The organism is Microbacterium sp. NPDC060132 (genome assembly GCF_042729675.1).
Lineage (GTDB): Bacteria > Actinomycetota > Actinomycetes > Actinomycetales > Microbacteriaceae > Microbacterium > Microbacterium sufflavum.
In genome coordinates this window covers 3,355,130-3,371,672 of record NZ_JBHWXU010000001.1, presented here as the reverse complement: position 1 = coordinate 3,371,672, position 16,543 = coordinate 3,355,130, and the positions used below count along the sequence as shown (strand labels likewise).

Here is a 16,543-nt window from a genome sequence, read left to right as displayed (position 1 = left end):
CGGATGGGGGAGGTCGGGTCTACTCTGGGCACATGGCACTCGCACGACTCCACGGCGGCCCGCTGGACGGGCAGATCATCCCCCTCGGCGATGCGGACGACAAGCTGATCGTCCCCTACAGCGAGACGCAGGTGGTGTACAACCGCCGCGGCGAGCCGCAGAACACGGGCGAGGGCGACGGCCCGACCGAGGTCGACTACTGGTTCGAGGAGTCGCTCGAAGACCTCACGCTCGAGGATGACTGAGCCCTCCCGCACGGTCGAGGTCGAGCGCACGTACGACGTCGACGACGACACTCCGCTCCCGCGGTGGGAGGCGATCCCGGGGGTCGATGCCGTGTCGTCCGGTGAGCACCGTGCCCTGGACGCGCACTATCTCGACACCGACGACGGCGCCCTCGCGCGCTCGGGCGTCGCGCTGCGTCGCCGCACGGGCGGCCCGGACGAGGGCTGGCACGTGAAGGGGCCGCGGCAGGGCGACGGACGCCTGGAGCTGGGATGGCCGCTCGGCGACACCGGAGAGACCGTTCCCGCCGTGGTCGTCGAGGCGATCTCCGGCTGGACGACGGCGCCGCTGACCCCCCTCGCGCGCATCGAGAACGACCGCACGGCCTACCTGCTCACGGGGCCGCGCGGCGTCGTGGCGGAGTTCGTGGACGATCGCGTCCGTGCGACCGACGTCCGCCGTGGCACGCGCCGCGCGTGGCGTGAGTGGGAGGTGGAGCTCGGTCCCGCCGCTCCCGCCGATGAGGCAGGACGCGCAGCCCTGTTCGCCGCGGTCGAGGGCGTGGTGCGTGCGGCCGGCGCCCGTGAGGCGTCCTCCGAGTCGAAGCTCGCCAGAGCGCTCGGGTTCTAGGCGCGCGACGGCCACGACGCAACCCCTTTTCCCCGGAGCTCGCCGGGTGGTTGAGTGGGCCCATGAGCCGACCGCCTGTGCTTCGATCGCTGCAGACGATCGTCCCCGAGACCGTTCTCGTGCAGGAGCAGGTGCGTGAGGTCTTCGCCGCCCAGCCCGGTCTCGGTCGGCTGGCTCAGCGCATCGTGTCGACCTCCTTCCGCGTGTCGGGGATCGACACACGGCACACCGTGATCGATGAACTCGCCGAGGGGGCGGAGCCGGACGAGCCGCTGTTCTACGACCGTCGCTCCGGTCGACTGCTCGCCCCGGGCACGAAAGCACGCAACGACTACTACACGCGGGAGGCCTCGCGGCTCTTCGTCGAGGCCGCCCGTCGCGCGCTCGACGCGGATCCCGACGTGACCGCCGCCGATGTCACGCACGTGATCACGGTGTCCTGCACGGGCTTCCACGCACCGGGACCGGAGTACGAGATCGTGCGGGGGCTCGGTCTGTCCGATGCGGTCCAGCGCTATCACCTGGGCTTCATGGGCTGTTACGCCTCCATGCCGGCGCTGCGGGCCGCTGCTCAGTTCTGCGCGGCCGATGAGAACGCGGTCGTGCTGGTCGTGAGCGTGGAGCTCTGCACCCTGCACCTGCGCTCCTCGGAGGATCCGGACACGATCGTGGCCTCCTCGCTCTTCGCCGACGGCGCTGCAGCGGGCGTCGTCACCGCGCGTGACCTCCCCTCGTCCGTTCCCGCGCTCCGCCTCGACCGCTTCCACACCGCGATCGTCCCGGAGGGCGTGGACGACATGGCCTGGACGATCGGCGACTCGGGGTTCGAGATGATCCTGTCGACCGCGGTGCCGCAGATCATCGGCGCGTCCATCATCGGGGCGCTGGGCCCGCTCTACTCCCGGGAGGACGGCCTCGCGGAGGCGTTCGCCGCCGGACGGGTGGGTGAACAGGTGCGGCACTGGGCGATCCATCCCGGCGGGCGGAGCATCCTCGACAGGGTGCAGGAGCGGATGGCGCTGAGCGACGCACAGCTGCGACCGGCGCGCGAGACGCTGCGCGAGTACGGCAACATGTCGAGTGCGACCGTGTTGTTCGTGCTGAAGCGGATCCTGGAGCGCGAGGGGGCCGAGCCGGGCGACCGCGTGGCGGCGATGGCGTTCGGCCCCGGTCTCACGGCGGAGAGCGCGCTGCTGACCGTGGTCGCCCCGGCGGCTTCATGAGTGTGGATCTCCGGGTCCGCGCGACCCACGTGCGGGAGCTGATGGACGACCCGCAGGCCGATGAGGAGATGCTCGGTCGCACGTACCAGCGGTTCGGTGCCGTGAACGCGGTGGTCTCCCGGCCCGGACGCCTCTACCGTCAGGACATCCGCCCGCGCGCGGCCGCCCGCCGGATCCGCATCCTGGACATCGGCGCGGGCGGCGGAGATCTGTGCCGCCTTCTCGTGCGGCGGCTGCGGCGGGACGGGCTCGAGGCCGACGTCACGGCGCTGGATGCGGATGAGCGCGCGATCCGGTGGGCGTCAGCGCACGACGTGGGGCTGGGCATCCGCTACCGGTGTGCGCTGTCGTCCGAGCTCGTCGAGGAGGGCGATCGGTACGACGTGGTGCTGTCGAATCACGTCCTGCATCACCTGGATGCCGGGGAGTTCGACGCGGTGCTGCGCGACTCGCAGGCCCTCACGGCTCCGGGCGGGCTGGTCTCGCATCACGACATCGCGCGCGGCCGCCTGGCGTACACGGCTTTCGCGGGTGCCACGTGGCCGCTCTCCCGCACACTGCTCGCCGGTTCCTTCATCCGCGTGGACGGTCTGCGCAGTATCCGGCGCTCGTACACCGCGCGGGAGCTCGCCGCACTGGCGCCGTCGGGATGGAGCGTGCGCAGTCGTCTTCCCGCGCGACTGGAGCTGCGGTGGGAGGCGCCGCGTGCCGGAACATGACGTGCTCGTGGTCGGCGGCGGCCCCGTCGGGCTGCTCGTGGCGTGCCTGCTGGCACAGGACGGTCGGCGGGTGCGCGTGCACGAGCAGCGCGCGGAGCCCGGACGGCGGACGCGCGCGATCGGCATCCACCGTCCGGGGCTCGATGCCCTCGACGCGGCAGGGGTGGGCACAGCAGTGCGAGCGGAGGCGCTGCGACTGACGGGCGGCGAGGTGCGCAGCAGGGGGCGGCGCCTCGCGTCACTGGACTTCACCGCGGACCGACCCGTCTACACACTGCCGCAGCCGCGGACGGAGGGGCTGCTGCGGGAGCGGTTGCAGCGTCTGCAGGGGGATGCGCTGCGCCTGGGCTCGACCGTCCGCTCGGTGCGCGACGACGGCACGGTCGTGCGCGTGGGCGTCGACGGCACCGACGGGCGGCGCGAGGAGACGGCGTCGATGGTCGTGGTCGCCGACGGTGTGCGCAGTCGTCTGCGTCGCGCGTTCGGGGTGGACTGGGCGCGCCGACCGGGGCGGGCGCGCTACGCGATGCTCGACGTGGAGGCGCCGACGACTGACGACCGCGCGGTGCTGTTCTTCGAGCCGGACGGCCTCGTGGAGTCGTTCCCCCTCCCGGGCGGCCGTCGGCGGTGGGTGGTGCGCGAGGGTCAGGGTGGTCCGGTGGCGTCCGCGGCCGAGCTCGCGGCGGTCGTCGCGGCGCGCACCGGGCAGCGGCTGGTCGTGGACGACCGCGCCACGGTGTCGTCCTTCGTCGCCGCGCAGCATGTGGCGGAGCGGGTGCACCGGGGGCGCGTGGTGCTCCTGGGCGATGCGGCGCACGAGGTGAGCCCGATCGGGGGTCAGGGCATGAACCTCGGCTGGACGGCTGCCCTCCGGCTCGCCGCCGTCCTGCGCGACACCGAGCCGGGCGACAGGCCCGACCTCGACGCCTTCGCCCGTCGCACGCGGACGGCCGCCGCGCGGGCCCAGCGGCGCTCGGCGTTCTTCATGGCGATGGGCGCCCCCGCGCCGGTGCCGGTCGTCGCAGGCCGGGAGTCCCTGGTCCGCACGCTCGGCTCACCGGCGCTGCGCGCATGGACGACCGGCCTCCTCACGATGCACGGTCTCTGACGCACGAAGGCCCGGTCCGTGAGAGCGGACCGGGCCTTCGTGTGCGTGCGATCAGAAGTTGATCATGTGGCCGGCGAGGCCGTGGAAGCCCTCCTGCAGGGCCTCCGACAGCGTCGGGTGCGTGTGCACGTTGCGTGCCAGCTCGAGCGCCGTGAGGTCCCACTTCTGGGCGAGCGTGAGCTCGGGCAGAAGCTCCGACACGTCGGGGCCGATCATGTGCGCACCGATGAGCTCGAGGTGCTCGGCGTCGGCGATGAGCTTGACGAAGCCGACCGGCTCGCCGAGGCCGTGCGCCTTGCCGTTGGCCATGAACGGGAACGTCGCGACCTTGATCTCGCGCCCCTCGTCCTTCGCCTGCTGCTCGGTGAGCCCGAACGACGCGACCTGCGGCGAGCAGAACGTCGCGCGCGGCATCATCCGGTAGTCGCCCAGGGTCATCGTCTCCGCGCCGCCGATGGTCTCGGCCGCGACCACGCCCTGTGCCTCGGCCACGTGGGCGAGCTGCAGCTTGGCCGTCACGTCGCCGATGGCGTAGATGCCCTCGACGTTGGTGCGCATGTGGTCGTCGATGTCGATCGCGCCGCGCTCGGTGAGTTTCACGCCCGTGTTCTCGAGCCCGAAGCCCTCGACGTTCGGGGCGAACCCGACCGACATGAGCACCTTGTCGGCCTCGATCGAGCTCTGCTGGCCGTCCTTGCCCGTGTACGACACGGTGACGGACGAGCCGTTGTCGACGACCGACTCGACCTTGGTGGAGGTGAGGATGTCGACGCCGTAGTTCTTGTACTGCTTCGTGATCTCCTTCGACACATCGGCGTCCTCGTTGGGGAGCGCACGGTCGAGGAACTCGATGATCGTGACCTTCACGCCGTAGTTCGTCATCACGTAGGCGAACTCCATGCCGATCGCGCCGGCGCCGACGATCACGATGGACTTCGGCAGCTCACGGGAGAGGATCTGCTCCTCGTACGTCACCACGTTGTCGCTCAGCTGCACGCCCGGAAGCAGACGCACCTTGGAGCCCGTCGCGATGATCGCGTTGTCGAACGTGACCTCTTCGGTCGTGCCGTCGGCTTTGGCCACCGAGATGGCCTTCGGGCCGGTGAACGTGCCGCGCCCGTCGTACTCGGTCACCTTGTTCTTCTTCATGAGGAAGTGGATGCCCTTGACGCGCCCGTCGGCCACGACGCGGCTGCGGTCGAACGCCTTGCCGTAGTCGATGGTGAAGTCGCCGGAGATGCCGAAGAAGTCGGCCTTGTGCTTCAGGGTGTGCGCGAGCTCCGCGTTCTTCAGGAGCGCCTTGGAGGGGATGCAGCCGACGTTGAGGCACACACCACCCCAGTACTTCTCCTCGATGATCGCGGTGGACAGGCCGAGCTGTGCGCTGCGAACCGCAGCGACGTATCCGCCAGGACCTGCACCAAGGATGACGACGTCGTAGTGTGGCATGCCTTAAGCCTATCGCTCGGTGGGGGCGTCGGAATCGGACGGAGCGGTGCCGCCGCGACGGCGCATCGTCAGCCACACGGCGACGCCGATCACGATCAGGACGGCGAGGACCACGAGCACCCAGATCCACGCCGATGCGCCCGCGTCGTCGGGTGCCGTCGGGGCGGGGGATGCGGGCGTCGGGGTCTGGTCGGTCGGGGCCGCGGTGGCGGGAGCGGTGGTCGCGGGGGCGGTGGTCGGCGCGTCGGTCGCTGCCTCGTCGCCGGCGGTGACCGTGAAGGAGAACTCGCCGGAGGTGGGATGACCGTCGCTGGACACGACCTTCCACACCACGTGATAGGCGCCGGCGGGGCCGCTGCCGCTGAGCGGCTGCGTGACGATCGCGCCGTCCACGGTCGCCGGCCCTTCGGTGACCGTCGCGCCGGAGGGGTCGGTCACGACCACCTCGGTCGCGCCCTCGCCGTCGATCAGCTTCGCGCTGAAGGTGAGGGTGAGCTCGGAGGGAACCGTCTCGACCGAGGAGTCCGCTGCGGGCGACGACGACACCAGGGCGTCGTGTGCCGAGGCGGAGAGGGGGGAGAAGAGCACGAGGAAGGCGGCGAGGAGGGCCGCGGCGAGGGCGATCGGGGTGGCCGGGTGGCGCAGGGCTTTGGTCTTCACCCCTCCACCCTATGAATCACCGGTATGCGACGGCTGAGTGCGAAAGCGACCTCCCCGGGGGGCTGCGGCATCCGTTAGTCTGGACAGTCAGGAGGGCACAGTGACAGACAGCGACAGCCGACCGGCCGGTGAAGCCGCCATCCATCGCTCCGGCGACCAGAAGCACGATGTGACGCAGACGTTCGGACACGACTCCGACCTGTCGTTCGTGCCGTTCGGCGTGGAGTTGACAGATGTCGAGCAGTCGGCCATCTCGGCGCTGCCCTCCGGCTCGGCTTTGCTGCTGGTCCGTTCGGGCGCCCTGGCCGGGGCACGCTACCTGCTCGACACCGACGTGACCACCGTCGGCCGCCACCCCGAGGCCGACATCTTCTTCGATGACGTGACCGTGTCTCGTCGGCATGCGGAGATCACGCGCAACGGCGCCGCGTTCGAGATCATCGACCAGCGGTCGCTCAACGGCACCTACGTGAACGGGGAGCGCGTCGACCGCAGCACGCTCACCGACGGTGCCGAGCTTCGTGTCGGCAAGTTCCGGCTGAACTTCTTCGCCTCGCCCCTCGATCGTCCGGCGGCGAACGCCTGATGGCGGCGACTTCCGCCCGCGAACGCTCGTCGTCCGCGGGCCTGCTGAGTATCGGTCAGGTGCTCGCTCGCCTCACGCCGGAGTTCCCCGACCTGACCTCCAGCAAGCTGCGGTTCCTCGAGGTGCAGGGCATCGTGCGCCCGTCGCGCACCGAGTCGGGGTACCGCAAGTTCTCGACCGCCGACATCGAGCGGCTGCGCCTCGGGCTCACGCTCCAGCGCGACCACTACCTTCCACTGAGCGTGATCCGCGAGCAGCTCGACCAGGCCGAGGCGAACGGCGATGCCGCTGCCCTCGTGCCGCCGCCGTCGATCTCACCCGCGCCGCGTCGCTACCGCCGCGATGAGCTCCTCGCTGCCGCCGGCGCCGGGCCGCAGCTGCTCAACGACGCCATCAGCACCGGCGTCATCACCGCGCAGGAGACCTATCCGGAGAACACGGTGGCGCTCCTGCGGGGACTCGTGGCGCTCGACCGGCACGGCATCGAGCCGCGTCACCTGCGTTCGCTGCGCCAAGGGGCGGAGCGGGAGGTGTCGCTGATCGAGTCGGCACTGTCGACACTGCTCCGACGCACGGACGCGCCGTCGCGCGCGCGAGCGAGCGAACTGGCTCCGGAGCTCGCGTCACGGATCGACGACGTGCGGGCGCTGTTCGTGAAGGACGCGCTGTCGCGCATCCTTTCGTAACGAACTGATTGCGACACACCTTCGGCCCCGCGCGGATGTCGTTGCCGGTGCCGGGGCACTGCTCTACCGTGGAGATAACCGTTCCAGGGAGGATTTCAGATGAATGCGGATGAGCTCGCAGGCGACCCGCGGTTCGTGACCGAACTCCTCTTCACCGACGGTCTCCCGGCCATGGACGACGAGGTCGGCTACCGCGGCGCCGTGGCCGCTCGCGCCGCCGGCATCACGTATCGCCAGCTCGACTACTGGGCCCGCACCGAGCTCGTCGTGCCCACCGTCCGTGGCGCCAGTGGCTCCGGATCGCAGCGTCTGTACGGCTTCCGTGACATCCTCGTCCTCAAGCTCGTCAAGAGCCTGCTCGACACCGGCATCTCCCTGCAGCAGATCCGCACCGCGGTGGAGGAGTTGCGCCGGGCCGGTATCCGCGACCTCGCGGGAACCACGCTCATGAGCGACGGCGCCTCGGTCTACCTCTGCACGTCCAACGACGAGGTCATCGACCTGGTCAGTCGCGGGCAGGGCGTGTTCGGCATCGCCGTCGGCAAGGTGCTCCGCGAGGTGGAGTCGACACTGGTCGCATTCGACCCGACCGCACCGGACCCCGTCGACGAACTGTCGGCACGCCGGGCGAAGCGCACCGCCTGAGCGGCGCCCCCGCACGCCAACGAAGAACGGCCACCCTCGAAGAGGATGGCCGTTTCGTCGTTCGAGCGTGCGTCAGCTCTGCGGACCGCTCTCCGGGACGGGGATCCGTCCGGTGCGGATGATGCGGTCGAGCAGCTGATCGAAGTCGGCCGCAAGCTCCTGTGCGGAGTCGCCCGGCCAGATATGCAGCGGCTTCGCCGCGCCCTGCGCCTGCTGCAGCGACGTGCGCTCGGGCAGCTGGGGGGAGAGCACGAGGGGACCGAACATGTCGCGCAGCTCCTTGATGCGGAACTGGTGCTCGATGGACTGCGGGCGCACGCGGTTCACCACGATGCCGAGCGGCTGGAGGCGAGGCGACAGGCCGCGACGGATCTCTTCGATGGCGCGCAGCGCGCGGTCGGCCGCCGCCACGGAGAAGAGCCCGGGCTCGGTCACCACCATCACGCGGTCGCTCGCCGCCCACGCGGTGCGGGTCAGCGCGTTCAGCGACGGGGCGCAGTCGATGAGCACGAGGTCGTAGTCGGCCTCCACGGCCGCCAGCGCCTCCTCGAGCTTCCAGACGTCGCGGACGCTCGGGTGCGGTCCGTCGAAGTTGATGGCGGACGGGCTGCCGATCAGCACGTCGATGGTCCCGGGGTGGACCTTGGCCCAGCCGCTGGAGGTGATCGCCTGACGGACGGTCTTCTCCTTCGGGTTGGCCAGGACGTCGGCGACGTTGAGTCGCCCGGCGACCTGGATGTCCATCCCGGTGGAGACGTCGGACTGCGGATCGAGGTCGACGACGAGCGTCCGGACGCCCCGAGCGAAAGCCGCGGAGGCCAGCCCGAGTGTCACGGTCGTCTTGCCGACGCCCCCCTTGAGAGAGCTGACGCTGAGTACGTGCACGGACACCACGTTACCTTCCCCTAGGCTGGGGGAACACTCAGCCCCGCCCATGCGCGTGCGTCGACGCCGCGCATCGAGCTCTCAGAGGTGTGCATGTTCCAGAAGATCCTTGTGGCGAATCGCGGCGAGATCGCGATCCGGGCATTCCGAGCGGCAGTGGAGGTTGGGGCCCGCACTGTCGCGGTCTTCCCCCATGAAGACCGCGGTTCGGTGCACCGGCTGAAGGCCGACGAGGCGTACGAGATCGGTGAACGCGGCCACCCCGTCCGCGCCTACCTGGACGTCGACGAGATCATCCGCGTCGCCCGTGAGTCGGGCGCCGACGCGATCTACCCGGGTTATGGCTTCCTGTCCGAGAACCCGGAACTCGCGGAGAAGGCCGCCGCGAACGGCCTCGTCTTCATCGGACCGCCCGCGAAGGTCCTGGAGATGGCCGGCAACAAGGTCGAGGCCAAGCGCCATGCGATCGAGGCCGGGGTGCCGGTGCTCCGATCGACGGAGGCCTCCGACGACGTCGACGCCCTGGTCGCGCAGGCGGAGGACATCGGGTACCCGCTGTTCGCCAAGGCGGTGGCTGGCGGCGGCGGTCGTGGCATGCGGCGCGTCGAGACCCTCGGCGACCTCGCTCCGGCACTGGCGGAGGCGATGCGCGAGGCCGGCAGTGCCTTCGGTGACCCACGAATGTTCCTGGAGCAGGCCGTCGTGCGCCCGCGCCACATCGAGGTGCAGATCCTGGCCGACAAGACGGGCGAGACCGTGCATCTGTTCGAGCGCGACTGCTCGGTGCAGCGACGCCATCAGAAGGTCGTCGAGATCGCCCCCGCGCCGAACCTCGACGACGACGTCCGCCACGCTCTGCACGGGTACGCCGTGGCCTTCGCGCGCTCGATCGGTTATGAGAACGCCGGCACCGTCGAGTTCCTTCTGGAGACCGCGGGGGAGCGGGCCGGGGAGGTCGTGTTCATCGAGATGAACCCGCGCATCCAGGTCGAGCACACCGTGACGGAGGAGGTCACCGACGTCGACCTCGTGCAGAGCCAGCTGCGCATCGCCGCCGGCCAGACCCTGGCCGAGCTCGGTCTGCAGCAGGAGAACCTGCACCTGCGCGGTGCGGCGCTCCAGTGCCGCATCACGACGGAGGACCCGACGCAGGGCTTCCGTCCCGACACCGGGAAGATCACCACCTACCGTTCGCCCGGTGGCGCGGGGATCCGGCTCGACGGGGGAACCGTGCACCAGGGCGCGCAGATCAGCCCGCACTTCGACTCGATGCTGGCGAAGCTCACCTGCCGCGGCCGCGACTTCCCCGCGGCGGTGGCCCGTGCCCGTCGCGCGCTCGCGGAGTTCCGCATCCGCGGGGTGTCGACCAACATCCCGTTCCTGCAGGCGCTGCTCGACGACGCCGCGTTCGTGCGTGGTGACGTCAGTACCTCCTTCATCGACGAGCGCCCCGAGCTCCTGCGCGGACGCGTGTCGAAGGACCGTGGCACCAAGATCCTCAACTGGCTCGTCGACGTCACGGTCAACAAGCCGCACGGCGCGCATCCCGGGGTCGTCGACCCGGTGACGAAGCTCCCCGTGATCGACCTCGCCGCGACGCCGCCGTCCGGGTCGAGACAGCGTCTGCTCGACCTCGGCCCCGAGGGGTTCGCCCGCAGCCTCCGTGCACAGACGGCGCTCGCGATCACCGACACCACCTTCCGTGACGCGCACCAGTCGCTGCTGGCCACCCGGGTGCGCACGAAGGACCTGGTCGCCGCGGCGCCCTACCTCGCCCGGCTCACGCCCGAGCTGCTGTCGGTCGAGGCCTGGGGCGGTGCGACCTACGACGTCGCGCTGCGGTTCCTCGGCGAAGACCCGTGGGAGCGCCTCGACAAGCTGCGTGCCGCCCTGCCCAACGTGGCGATCCAGATGCTGTTGCGAGGACGCAACACGGTCGGCTACACCCCGTACCCGACCGCGGTGACACAGGCGTTCGTGGCGGAGGCGGCGGCGAGCGGCGTCGACATCTTCCGCATCTTCGACGCCCTGAACGACGTCGAGCAGATGCGTCCGGCGATCGAGGCGGTACGCAGCACGGGCACGGCCGTCGCGGAGGTCGCGCTGTGCTACACCGGCGACCTGCTCGACCCGGCGGAGGAGCTCTACACCCTCGACTACTACCTCGGCCTGGCGGATCAGATCGTCGCCGCGGGTGCCCACATCCTCGCGATCAAGGACATGGCGGGCCTGCTGCGACCGGCGGCCGCGGCGAAGCTCGTGACGGCGCTGCGCGATCGGTTCGACCTCCCCGTGCACCTGCACACCCACGACACCCCGGGCGGGCAGCTGGCGACGCTCCTCGCGGCCAGCGCGGCGGGCGTCGATGCGGTCGATGCGGCTTCCGCACCGCTGTCGGGAACCACGAGCCAGCCGTCGCTGTCGTCGCTGGTGGCCGCGCTCGCGCACACCGAGCGCGACAGCGGGCTGTCGCTCGCGGCGGTGTCCGACCTCGAGCCGTACTGGGAGGCCGTGCGGCGGCAGTATGCGCCGTTCGAGTCCGGGCTGCCGGGACCCACGGGGCGGGTCTACCACCACGAGATCCCGGGCGGTCAGCTGTCGAACCTGCGACAGCAGGCGAAGGCTCTGGGGCTGGCGGACGACTTCGAGCTCATCGAGGACATGTACGCCGCCGCCGACCGGATCCTCGGACGCGTGCCGAAGGTGACACCCTCCTCGAAGGTCGTCGGAGATCTCGCTCTGCATCTCGCCGCGGTGAAGGCCGATCCCGCCGACTTCGAAGCGAACCCGGAGAAGTACGACGTGCCGGAATCCGTCGTCGGCTTCATGGCAGGCGAGCTCGGTGACCTGCCGGGCGGGTGGCCCGAGCCGTTCCGTTCCAAGGTGCTCGCCGGGCGATCGGTGCGTGCGGGGCTGACGGCCCTCACCGCCGAGGACGAGGCGGATCTCGCCGGATCGAGCGAGCAGCGCCGTTCGCGACTGAACACGCTGCTGTTCCCGGCGCCGACCGCCGAATTCCGTGAGCGCCGCGAGCTGTTCGGCGATCTGTCCGTGCTCGACACGAGCGACTACCTGTACGGGCTCGTTCCCGGGCAAGAGCACCTGATCGAGATCGACCGCGGTGTGCAGCTGTACGTCGGGCTCGAGGCGATCGGCGACGCCGACGACAGAGGCATACGCACCGTGATGACGACGCTGAACGGTCAGCTCCGTCCGGTGTTCGTCCGCGACCGCTCCGTGGCGGTCGACGCGCACGAGGTGGAGAAGGCCGACACGTCCGTCCCCGGTCAGGTCGCGGCGCCGTTCTCCGGAGTGGTCACGCTCAAGGTTGAGGTCGGTGCGGCCGTCAGGGCCGGGGAACCGGTGGCATCGATCGAGGCGATGAAGATGGAGGCGGCCATCACCGCCCCCGTCGACGGCGTGATCGAGCGGCTTGCCATCGCCGAGACCCAGCAGGTCGACGCGGGTGATCTTTTGGTCGTCATCCGTCCGTCGCACTAATCTTGTGCGGGCGAGGCCGCGCACTGCGTTGCGCACCCGAGGCCCCGCACAGGCTTGGAGTGACACGTGACCACGAAGAAGACAGGCGACCCCGACGAGAATCCGCTGGGGGTGCTGGACGACACCGGGTCGATCGACACGGCGGGCATCGGCATCCTCGGCGGGACCGCCCAGGTGCGGGTGACGCTGCCGATCGAGGAGGACGACGACCTCGTCGATGACGGTGTCGTGGACGGCGAGGTGGTGGGCGACCTCATCATCGACGACGTCGCGGTCGAGGGCGCCCCTGTCCCGATCGCCGCTGCGGCGATCACGATCAGCTCGACGCCCGTGACCCCGCCGGTGGAAGAGGCGACGACGGCGTCGCCGGCGTCGTCCGATACGCCGCCGCCCGCCCCGGCGCCGGAGAAGCCGATCGTGAAAGCCGCGATCGACGAGGGGGCTCAGCGACCCGCCGGGTCCGAGACCGATGCGGTGCGGGAGGCGATCGTGCTCGACGACTCGTCCGCGGGCGACGAGCCCGGCTCGGACGACGTCTCCTCCCCGCACGCCGAGGAGGAGGCGGCCGCCGCCCGCTTCCTCGCGAAGGCTGGTGCGGATGCGGGGGCTGCTGCCTCCCCGTCCTCCGTCTCGCCAGGTCCATCGCCCCGGAAGGAGCCACGGATGTCCACGTCCGACAGCCGATCCGTCACCCCGTCGCCGGTGCAGCCCGCACCCGCCGCCGAGGTCACCCTCGCCTCGAAGCGCCTCGGGGAGCTCAGCGAGTCCGCGCGTGAGTCCGCCGATCTGCTGACGGCCGACCGTCTGCTCGACCCGCACCACGTCACCAAGCCCGAGCCGGAGGGCGGCTGGAGCCACTTCCTCTATACGGTGTCCGGTCGACGGATCAACATCGGTGACAGCCGACGGGCCCGCGAACGCAAGGCGCTCACGGCGCGCATCGGCGCGCCGCTGACGGGCGGTGCGCGCTTCATCCCCGTGCTGTCCCGCAAGGGCGGCGTGGGCAAGACCACCATCACCGCGCTTCTCGGCATGGCCCTCGCCGATGCCCGCGAGGACCGCGTGATCGCCGTGGACGCGAACCCGGATCGAGGCACCCTCGCCGACCGGGTCGTCCGTCCGCAGCACGGCAAGTCCGTGCGCGATCTCGTCCGTATCCGTGACGAGGTGCGCGGCTACCACGACATCTCCGCGATCGTGGCTCGTGACGCGACCCGGCTCGACGTGCTCGCGTCCGACGCCGACCCGCACGTGGCCGAGGCCTTCAGCGACACCGACTACCGCGATGTCGCCGCGGTCGCCGCGCACTACTACTCGCTCGTCCTCACCGACACCGGCACCGGCATCGTGCACTCGGTGATGTCGGCCACGCTCGATCTCGCCGATCAGCTCGTGATCGTGTCGGGTCTCAGCGTCGACGAGGCACGCCTCGCGTCCGAGACGCTCACGTGGCTGGAGACGAACGGCTACACCGAACAGGCGCGCAACGCGATCGTGGTGCTCAACCAGTCCACGCCGGGCAGCCCGCTCGTGCGTCTCAACGAGCTGCAGGCCCACTTCGCCACCCGGGTGCGCAGCGTGGTGCGGGTCCCGTACGATCCGCAGATCGCGGGCGGAGGGAGCATCGTGTTCGCGAACCTGCAGCCGGAGACCCGTACGGCCGCGCGGGAGCTCGCCGCCCTGCTCGTCGAGGGCCTGCGGGCGAAGGCCGCCTGATGGCCGTCCGCGAGATCCGCATCTTCGGCGACCCGGTCCTGCGAACGGTGTGCGCTCCGATCGATGAGATCGACGACGGCGTCCGCGCCCTGGTGGCCGACCTCGTCGACACGGTCGCGCTCCCCGGACGGGCCGGTGTGGCCGCGAACCAGATCGGCGTCGCCGTCCGGGCGTTCAGCTACAACATCGACGGCGACATCGGCTACGTCCTCAATCCCGTGCTGACCGAGGTCCGCGGGGAACCCCAGCCCACGGGGGAGGGGTGCCTGTCCGTGCCGGGCTTGTGGCACGACGCGCAGCGCCATCCGTGGGCCAGGGTCGAGGGCATCGATCTCGACGGGCAGCCTGTGGTGCTCGAGGGCGAAGGGCTGTTGGCTCAGGCGCTCCAGCACGAGACGGATCACCTCGACGGCAAGCTCTTCCTCTCCCGGCTCGACCCGGAGACGCGCAAGGTCGCGATGCGGCAGGTGCGTGAGAGCTCCTGGTTCTAGCCGCATGAAGAAGGGCCCCGCCGCGGCGGGGCCCTTCTTCGTCTGAGGTGCCGCTCAGCCGCCGATGGCGACGTTGGTGGTGGCGACCGGCTCGTCGTAGATCGCGGAGATCTCGTCGGCGAAGTCGTTCATGATGACGTTGCGCTTGATGGAGAGCTTCGGGGTGAGGTGGCCGGAAGCCTCCGTCCACTCCGAGTCGAGGATCGTGAACTTGCGGATCGACTCGGCCCGCGAGACCCGCTGGTTGGCCGCGTCCACAGCGCGCTGCACCTCGGCGCGCACCGCCGGGTTGGTGGAGGCGTCGGCGAGCGACATCTTCTCGTCCAGTCCGTTGTTGGCGAGCCAGGTGGGCAGCATCTCGGGGTCGAGGGTCACGAGCGCGGAGATGAACGGGCGCTGATCGCCGACGACGACCACCTGGCCGACGATCGGGTTCGCGCGGATGGGATCCTCGAGTGCGGCGGGTGCGACGTTCTTGCCGCCGGCGGTGACGATGATCTCCTTCTTCCGGCCGGTGATGGTGAGGAAGCCCTCGGAGTCGAAGCTGCCGATGTCGCCGGTGTGGAACCAGCCGCCCTCGCTGAAGGCTTCGGCGGTGGCCTCCGGGTTGTTCCAGTACTCCTTGAAGACGTTGATGCCGCGGACCTCGATCTCGCCGTCGTCCGCGAGCCGGATGCCGACGCCGGGAAGGGCGGGGCCGACGGTGCCGATCTTGGACTTGTCCGCGAGGTTCACGGTGGCCGGTGCCGTGGTCTCGGTGAGGCCGTAGCCCTCGAGGATGACGACGCCGAGGCTGTGGAAGAAGTGGCCGAGGCGGGCGCCGAGGGGAGCCGAGCCCGACACCGCGTAGACCACGTTGCCGCCCATGGCCTCGCGCAGCTTGCTGTAGACCAGCTTGTTGAAGAGCGCGAACTTGAGCTTCATGCCGAACGGGATCTTCTTGCCCTCTTCGAGGAGGCGCGAGTGCTCGATCGCGACGTCGGCGGCTGCGCGGAAGATCTTGCCCTTGCCGCCCGCTTCGGCCTTCTGCTCCGCCGAGTTGTAGACCTTCTCGAACACGCGCGGGACGGCGAGGAGGAACGTGGGCTTGAACGAGCCGAGTGCCGGCAGCAGCTGGCGCGTGTCCGGCTGATGACCGGTGCGCACGCCGGCGTGGATGTTGAGGATCGAGATGAAGCGTGCGAACACGTGCGCGGTGGTGATAAACAGCAGCGTGGAGGAGCCGGGCGTCTGCACGACCTCGTCGAGCGCCTTCGCGGCGTTGCGGGACAGCTCGACGAAGTTGCTGTGCGTGAGCACACACCCCTTGGGGCGCCCGGTCGAGCCGGAGGTGTAGATGAGGGTGGCGATGTCCGAGGCGACGGCGAGGTTGCGGCGGCGGTCGATCTCCTCGTCGGAGACGGACGCTCCCTGCGCGGTGAGGGTGTCGATCGCGCCGAGGTGCAGCTGCCAGACCTCGCGCAGCAGGGGGAGGTCGCTGCGCACCTCGTCCACGCGCGCGAAGTGCTCGGGAGACTCGACGATGAGCGCGATCGCACCGGAGTCCTCCAGGATCCACTGGATCTGGGAGGGGGAGCTGGTCTCGTAGATGGGGACCATCACCGCGCCCGCGTAGAACAGGGCGAAGTCGACCAGCGTCCACTCGTAGGTCGTCCTGGCGAGGAAGCCGACCTTCTCGCCGGGCTGGATGCCGGCGGCCGCGAAGCCCTTCGCCAGGGCGATGACCGCGGTCTGGAAGTCGGCGGCGGAGATGTCGCGCCACCCGTCGCCCTGGGGGACGGAGAAGAGGGGGCGGTCGGGCGTGGCGCGCACGCGCTCCGCGAGAAGGTCGGCGACGTTCGCGTCGGGATCGGCGGGGACGATCGCGGGGACTTCAAACTGGACCACGGCAGCTCCTTCGGTACCGGTCGGGCACGGGCGTTGGTCCGAGTCTAGGGCATGGCACCCGGTCGCGCTCAGGGTGAAACTGAGTCGCGCACGGCCCGTGCGAGCGGGGCTGGGGCGGACACCGGAGCGGCG

The 16,543-nt window shown here is 70.4% G+C and carries 15 protein-coding genes; 11 read left to right on the top strand and 4 right to left on the bottom strand.

Annotated elements, in window-relative coordinates:
- The first annotated feature begins 32 nt into the window (after positions 1-32).
- From ACFWCH_RS16320 to ACFWCH_RS16300, 5 genes are all read left to right on the top strand, one after another.
- Positions 33-245, top strand: coding sequence for a hypothetical protein (locus ACFWCH_RS16320; RefSeq protein ID WP_046749348.1), 213 nt, complete (start codon positions 33-35; stop codon positions 243-245).
- Positions 238-855: a CYTH domain-containing protein gene (locus tag ACFWCH_RS16315; protein ID WP_136031264.1), complete on the top strand. Its 618-nt coding sequence runs from the start codon at positions 238-240 to the stop codon at positions 853-855. Before ACFWCH_RS16320 ends, ACFWCH_RS16315 begins: the two co-directional genes overlap by 8 nt.
- Before the next feature lie 62 nt (positions 856-917).
- Positions 918-2,078, top strand: coding sequence for a type III polyketide synthase (locus tag ACFWCH_RS16310; protein ID WP_378803813.1), 1,161 nt, complete (start codon positions 918-920; stop codon positions 2,076-2,078).
- On the top strand, positions 2,075-2,797 hold the full coding sequence (locus tag ACFWCH_RS16305; protein WP_378803812.1) for a methyltransferase domain-containing protein: 723 nt from the start codon (positions 2,075-2,077) through the stop codon (positions 2,795-2,797). The genes ACFWCH_RS16310 and ACFWCH_RS16305 overlap by 4 nt, the downstream gene beginning before the upstream one ends.
- On the top strand, positions 2,784-3,905 hold the full coding sequence (locus ACFWCH_RS16300) for an FAD-dependent oxidoreductase (protein WP_378803811.1): 1,122 nt from the start codon (positions 2,784-2,786) through the stop codon (positions 3,903-3,905). The genes ACFWCH_RS16305 and ACFWCH_RS16300 overlap by 14 nt, the downstream gene beginning before the upstream one ends.
- 51 nt (positions 3,906-3,956) lie before the next feature.
- Here ACFWCH_RS16300 and lpdA read toward each other — a convergent pair whose 3' ends face one another.
- Both lpdA and ACFWCH_RS16290 read right to left on the bottom strand, forming a co-directional pair.
- Complete coding sequence (gene lpdA / locus ACFWCH_RS16295) at positions 3,957-5,354, bottom strand: dihydrolipoyl dehydrogenase (protein WP_136031272.1); 1,398 nt, start codon at positions 5,352-5,354, stop codon at positions 3,957-3,959.
- Positions 5,355-5,363: 9 nt separating this feature from the next.
- The gene (locus ACFWCH_RS16290; protein WP_247981865.1) at positions 5,364-6,014 is read right to left on the bottom strand and encodes a copper resistance CopC family protein; all 651 of its coding nucleotides are present in this window, start codon (positions 6,012-6,014) and stop codon (positions 5,364-5,366) included.
- A 100-nt stretch (positions 6,015-6,114) separates the two neighbouring features.
- Between ACFWCH_RS16290 and ACFWCH_RS16285 the strand changes: the two genes are divergently transcribed.
- The 3 genes from ACFWCH_RS16285 (at position 6,115) to ACFWCH_RS16275 (ending at position 7,931) form a co-directional block, all read left to right on the top strand.
- The gene (locus ACFWCH_RS16285; protein ID WP_136031276.1) at positions 6,115-6,600 is read left to right on the top strand and encodes an FHA domain-containing protein; all 486 of its coding nucleotides are present in this window, start codon (positions 6,115-6,117) and stop codon (positions 6,598-6,600) included.
- A complete protein-coding gene (locus ACFWCH_RS16280; RefSeq protein WP_247638907.1) occupies positions 6,600-7,286 on the top strand; it encodes a MerR family transcriptional regulator in 687 nt (228 codons plus the stop codon). Before ACFWCH_RS16285 ends, ACFWCH_RS16280 begins: the two co-directional genes overlap by 1 nt.
- Before the next feature lie 99 nt (positions 7,287-7,385).
- Entirely contained in the window at positions 7,386-7,931 is a 546-nt protein-coding gene (locus ACFWCH_RS16275; protein ID WP_136031281.1) for a MerR family transcriptional regulator, read from the top strand.
- 72 nt (positions 7,932-8,003) lie between these two features.
- Here the strand turns inward: ACFWCH_RS16275 and ACFWCH_RS16270 are convergent, their stop codons facing one another.
- A complete protein-coding gene (locus tag ACFWCH_RS16270) occupies positions 8,004-8,816 on the bottom strand; it encodes a ParA family protein (RefSeq protein WP_136031283.1) in 813 nt (270 codons plus the stop codon).
- Positions 8,817-8,909: 93 nt separating this feature from the next.
- Between ACFWCH_RS16270 and ACFWCH_RS16265 the strand changes: the two genes are divergently transcribed.
- The 3 genes from ACFWCH_RS16265 (at position 8,910) to def (ending at position 14,524) form a co-directional block, all read left to right on the top strand.
- Positions 8,910-12,317, top strand: a complete 3,408-nt coding sequence (locus ACFWCH_RS16265; RefSeq protein WP_378803810.1) for a pyruvate carboxylase — start codon at positions 8,910-8,912, stop codon at positions 12,315-12,317.
- A gap of 66 nt (positions 12,318-12,383) precedes the next feature.
- Positions 12,384-14,033 (top strand): MinD/ParA family protein, encoded by a 1,650-nt coding sequence (locus ACFWCH_RS16260; RefSeq protein ID WP_247638909.1) that lies wholly within the window; start codon positions 12,384-12,386, stop codon positions 14,031-14,033.
- Entirely contained in the window at positions 14,033-14,524 is a 492-nt protein-coding gene (def, locus tag ACFWCH_RS16255; RefSeq protein ID WP_378803809.1) for a peptide deformylase, read from the top strand. Before ACFWCH_RS16260 ends, def begins: the two co-directional genes overlap by 1 nt.
- A 54-nt stretch (positions 14,525-14,578) precedes the next feature.
- On the opposite strand, the gene ACFWCH_RS16250 is transcribed toward def, so the two are convergent.
- Positions 14,579-16,411, bottom strand: coding sequence for a long-chain fatty acid--CoA ligase (locus ACFWCH_RS16250; protein ID WP_136031289.1), 1,833 nt, complete (start codon positions 16,409-16,411; stop codon positions 14,579-14,581).
- Positions 16,412-16,543: the final 132 nt, after the last annotated feature.

Bases quoted from the DNA above. Each gene is read 5' to 3' on its own strand.
- ACFWCH_RS16320 (WP_046749348.1), top strand. From the start codon at position 33: ATGGCACTCGCACGACTCCACGGCGGCCCGCTGGACGGGCAGATCATC.
- ACFWCH_RS16315 (WP_136031264.1), top strand. From the start codon at position 238: ATGACTGAGCCCTCCCGCACGGTCGAGGTCGAGCGCACGTACGACGTC.
- ACFWCH_RS16310 (WP_378803813.1), top strand. From the start codon at position 918: ATGAGCCGACCGCCTGTGCTTCGATCGCTGCAGACGATCGTCCCCGAG.
- ACFWCH_RS16305 (WP_378803812.1), top strand. From the start codon at position 2,075: ATGAGTGTGGATCTCCGGGTCCGCGCGACCCACGTGCGGGAGCTGATG.
- lpdA (WP_136031272.1), bottom strand. From the start codon at position 5,354: ATGCCACACTACGACGTCGTCATCCTTGGTGCAGGTCCTGGCGGATAC.
- ACFWCH_RS16280 (WP_247638907.1), top strand. From the start codon at position 6,600: ATGGCGGCGACTTCCGCCCGCGAACGCTCGTCGTCCGCGGGCCTGCTG.
- ACFWCH_RS16275 (WP_136031281.1), top strand. From the start codon at position 7,386: ATGAATGCGGATGAGCTCGCAGGCGACCCGCGGTTCGTGACCGAACTC.
- ACFWCH_RS16265 (WP_378803810.1), top strand. From the start codon at position 8,910: ATGTTCCAGAAGATCCTTGTGGCGAATCGCGGCGAGATCGCGATCCGG.
- def (WP_378803809.1), top strand. From the start codon at position 14,033: ATGGCCGTCCGCGAGATCCGCATCTTCGGCGACCCGGTCCTGCGAACG.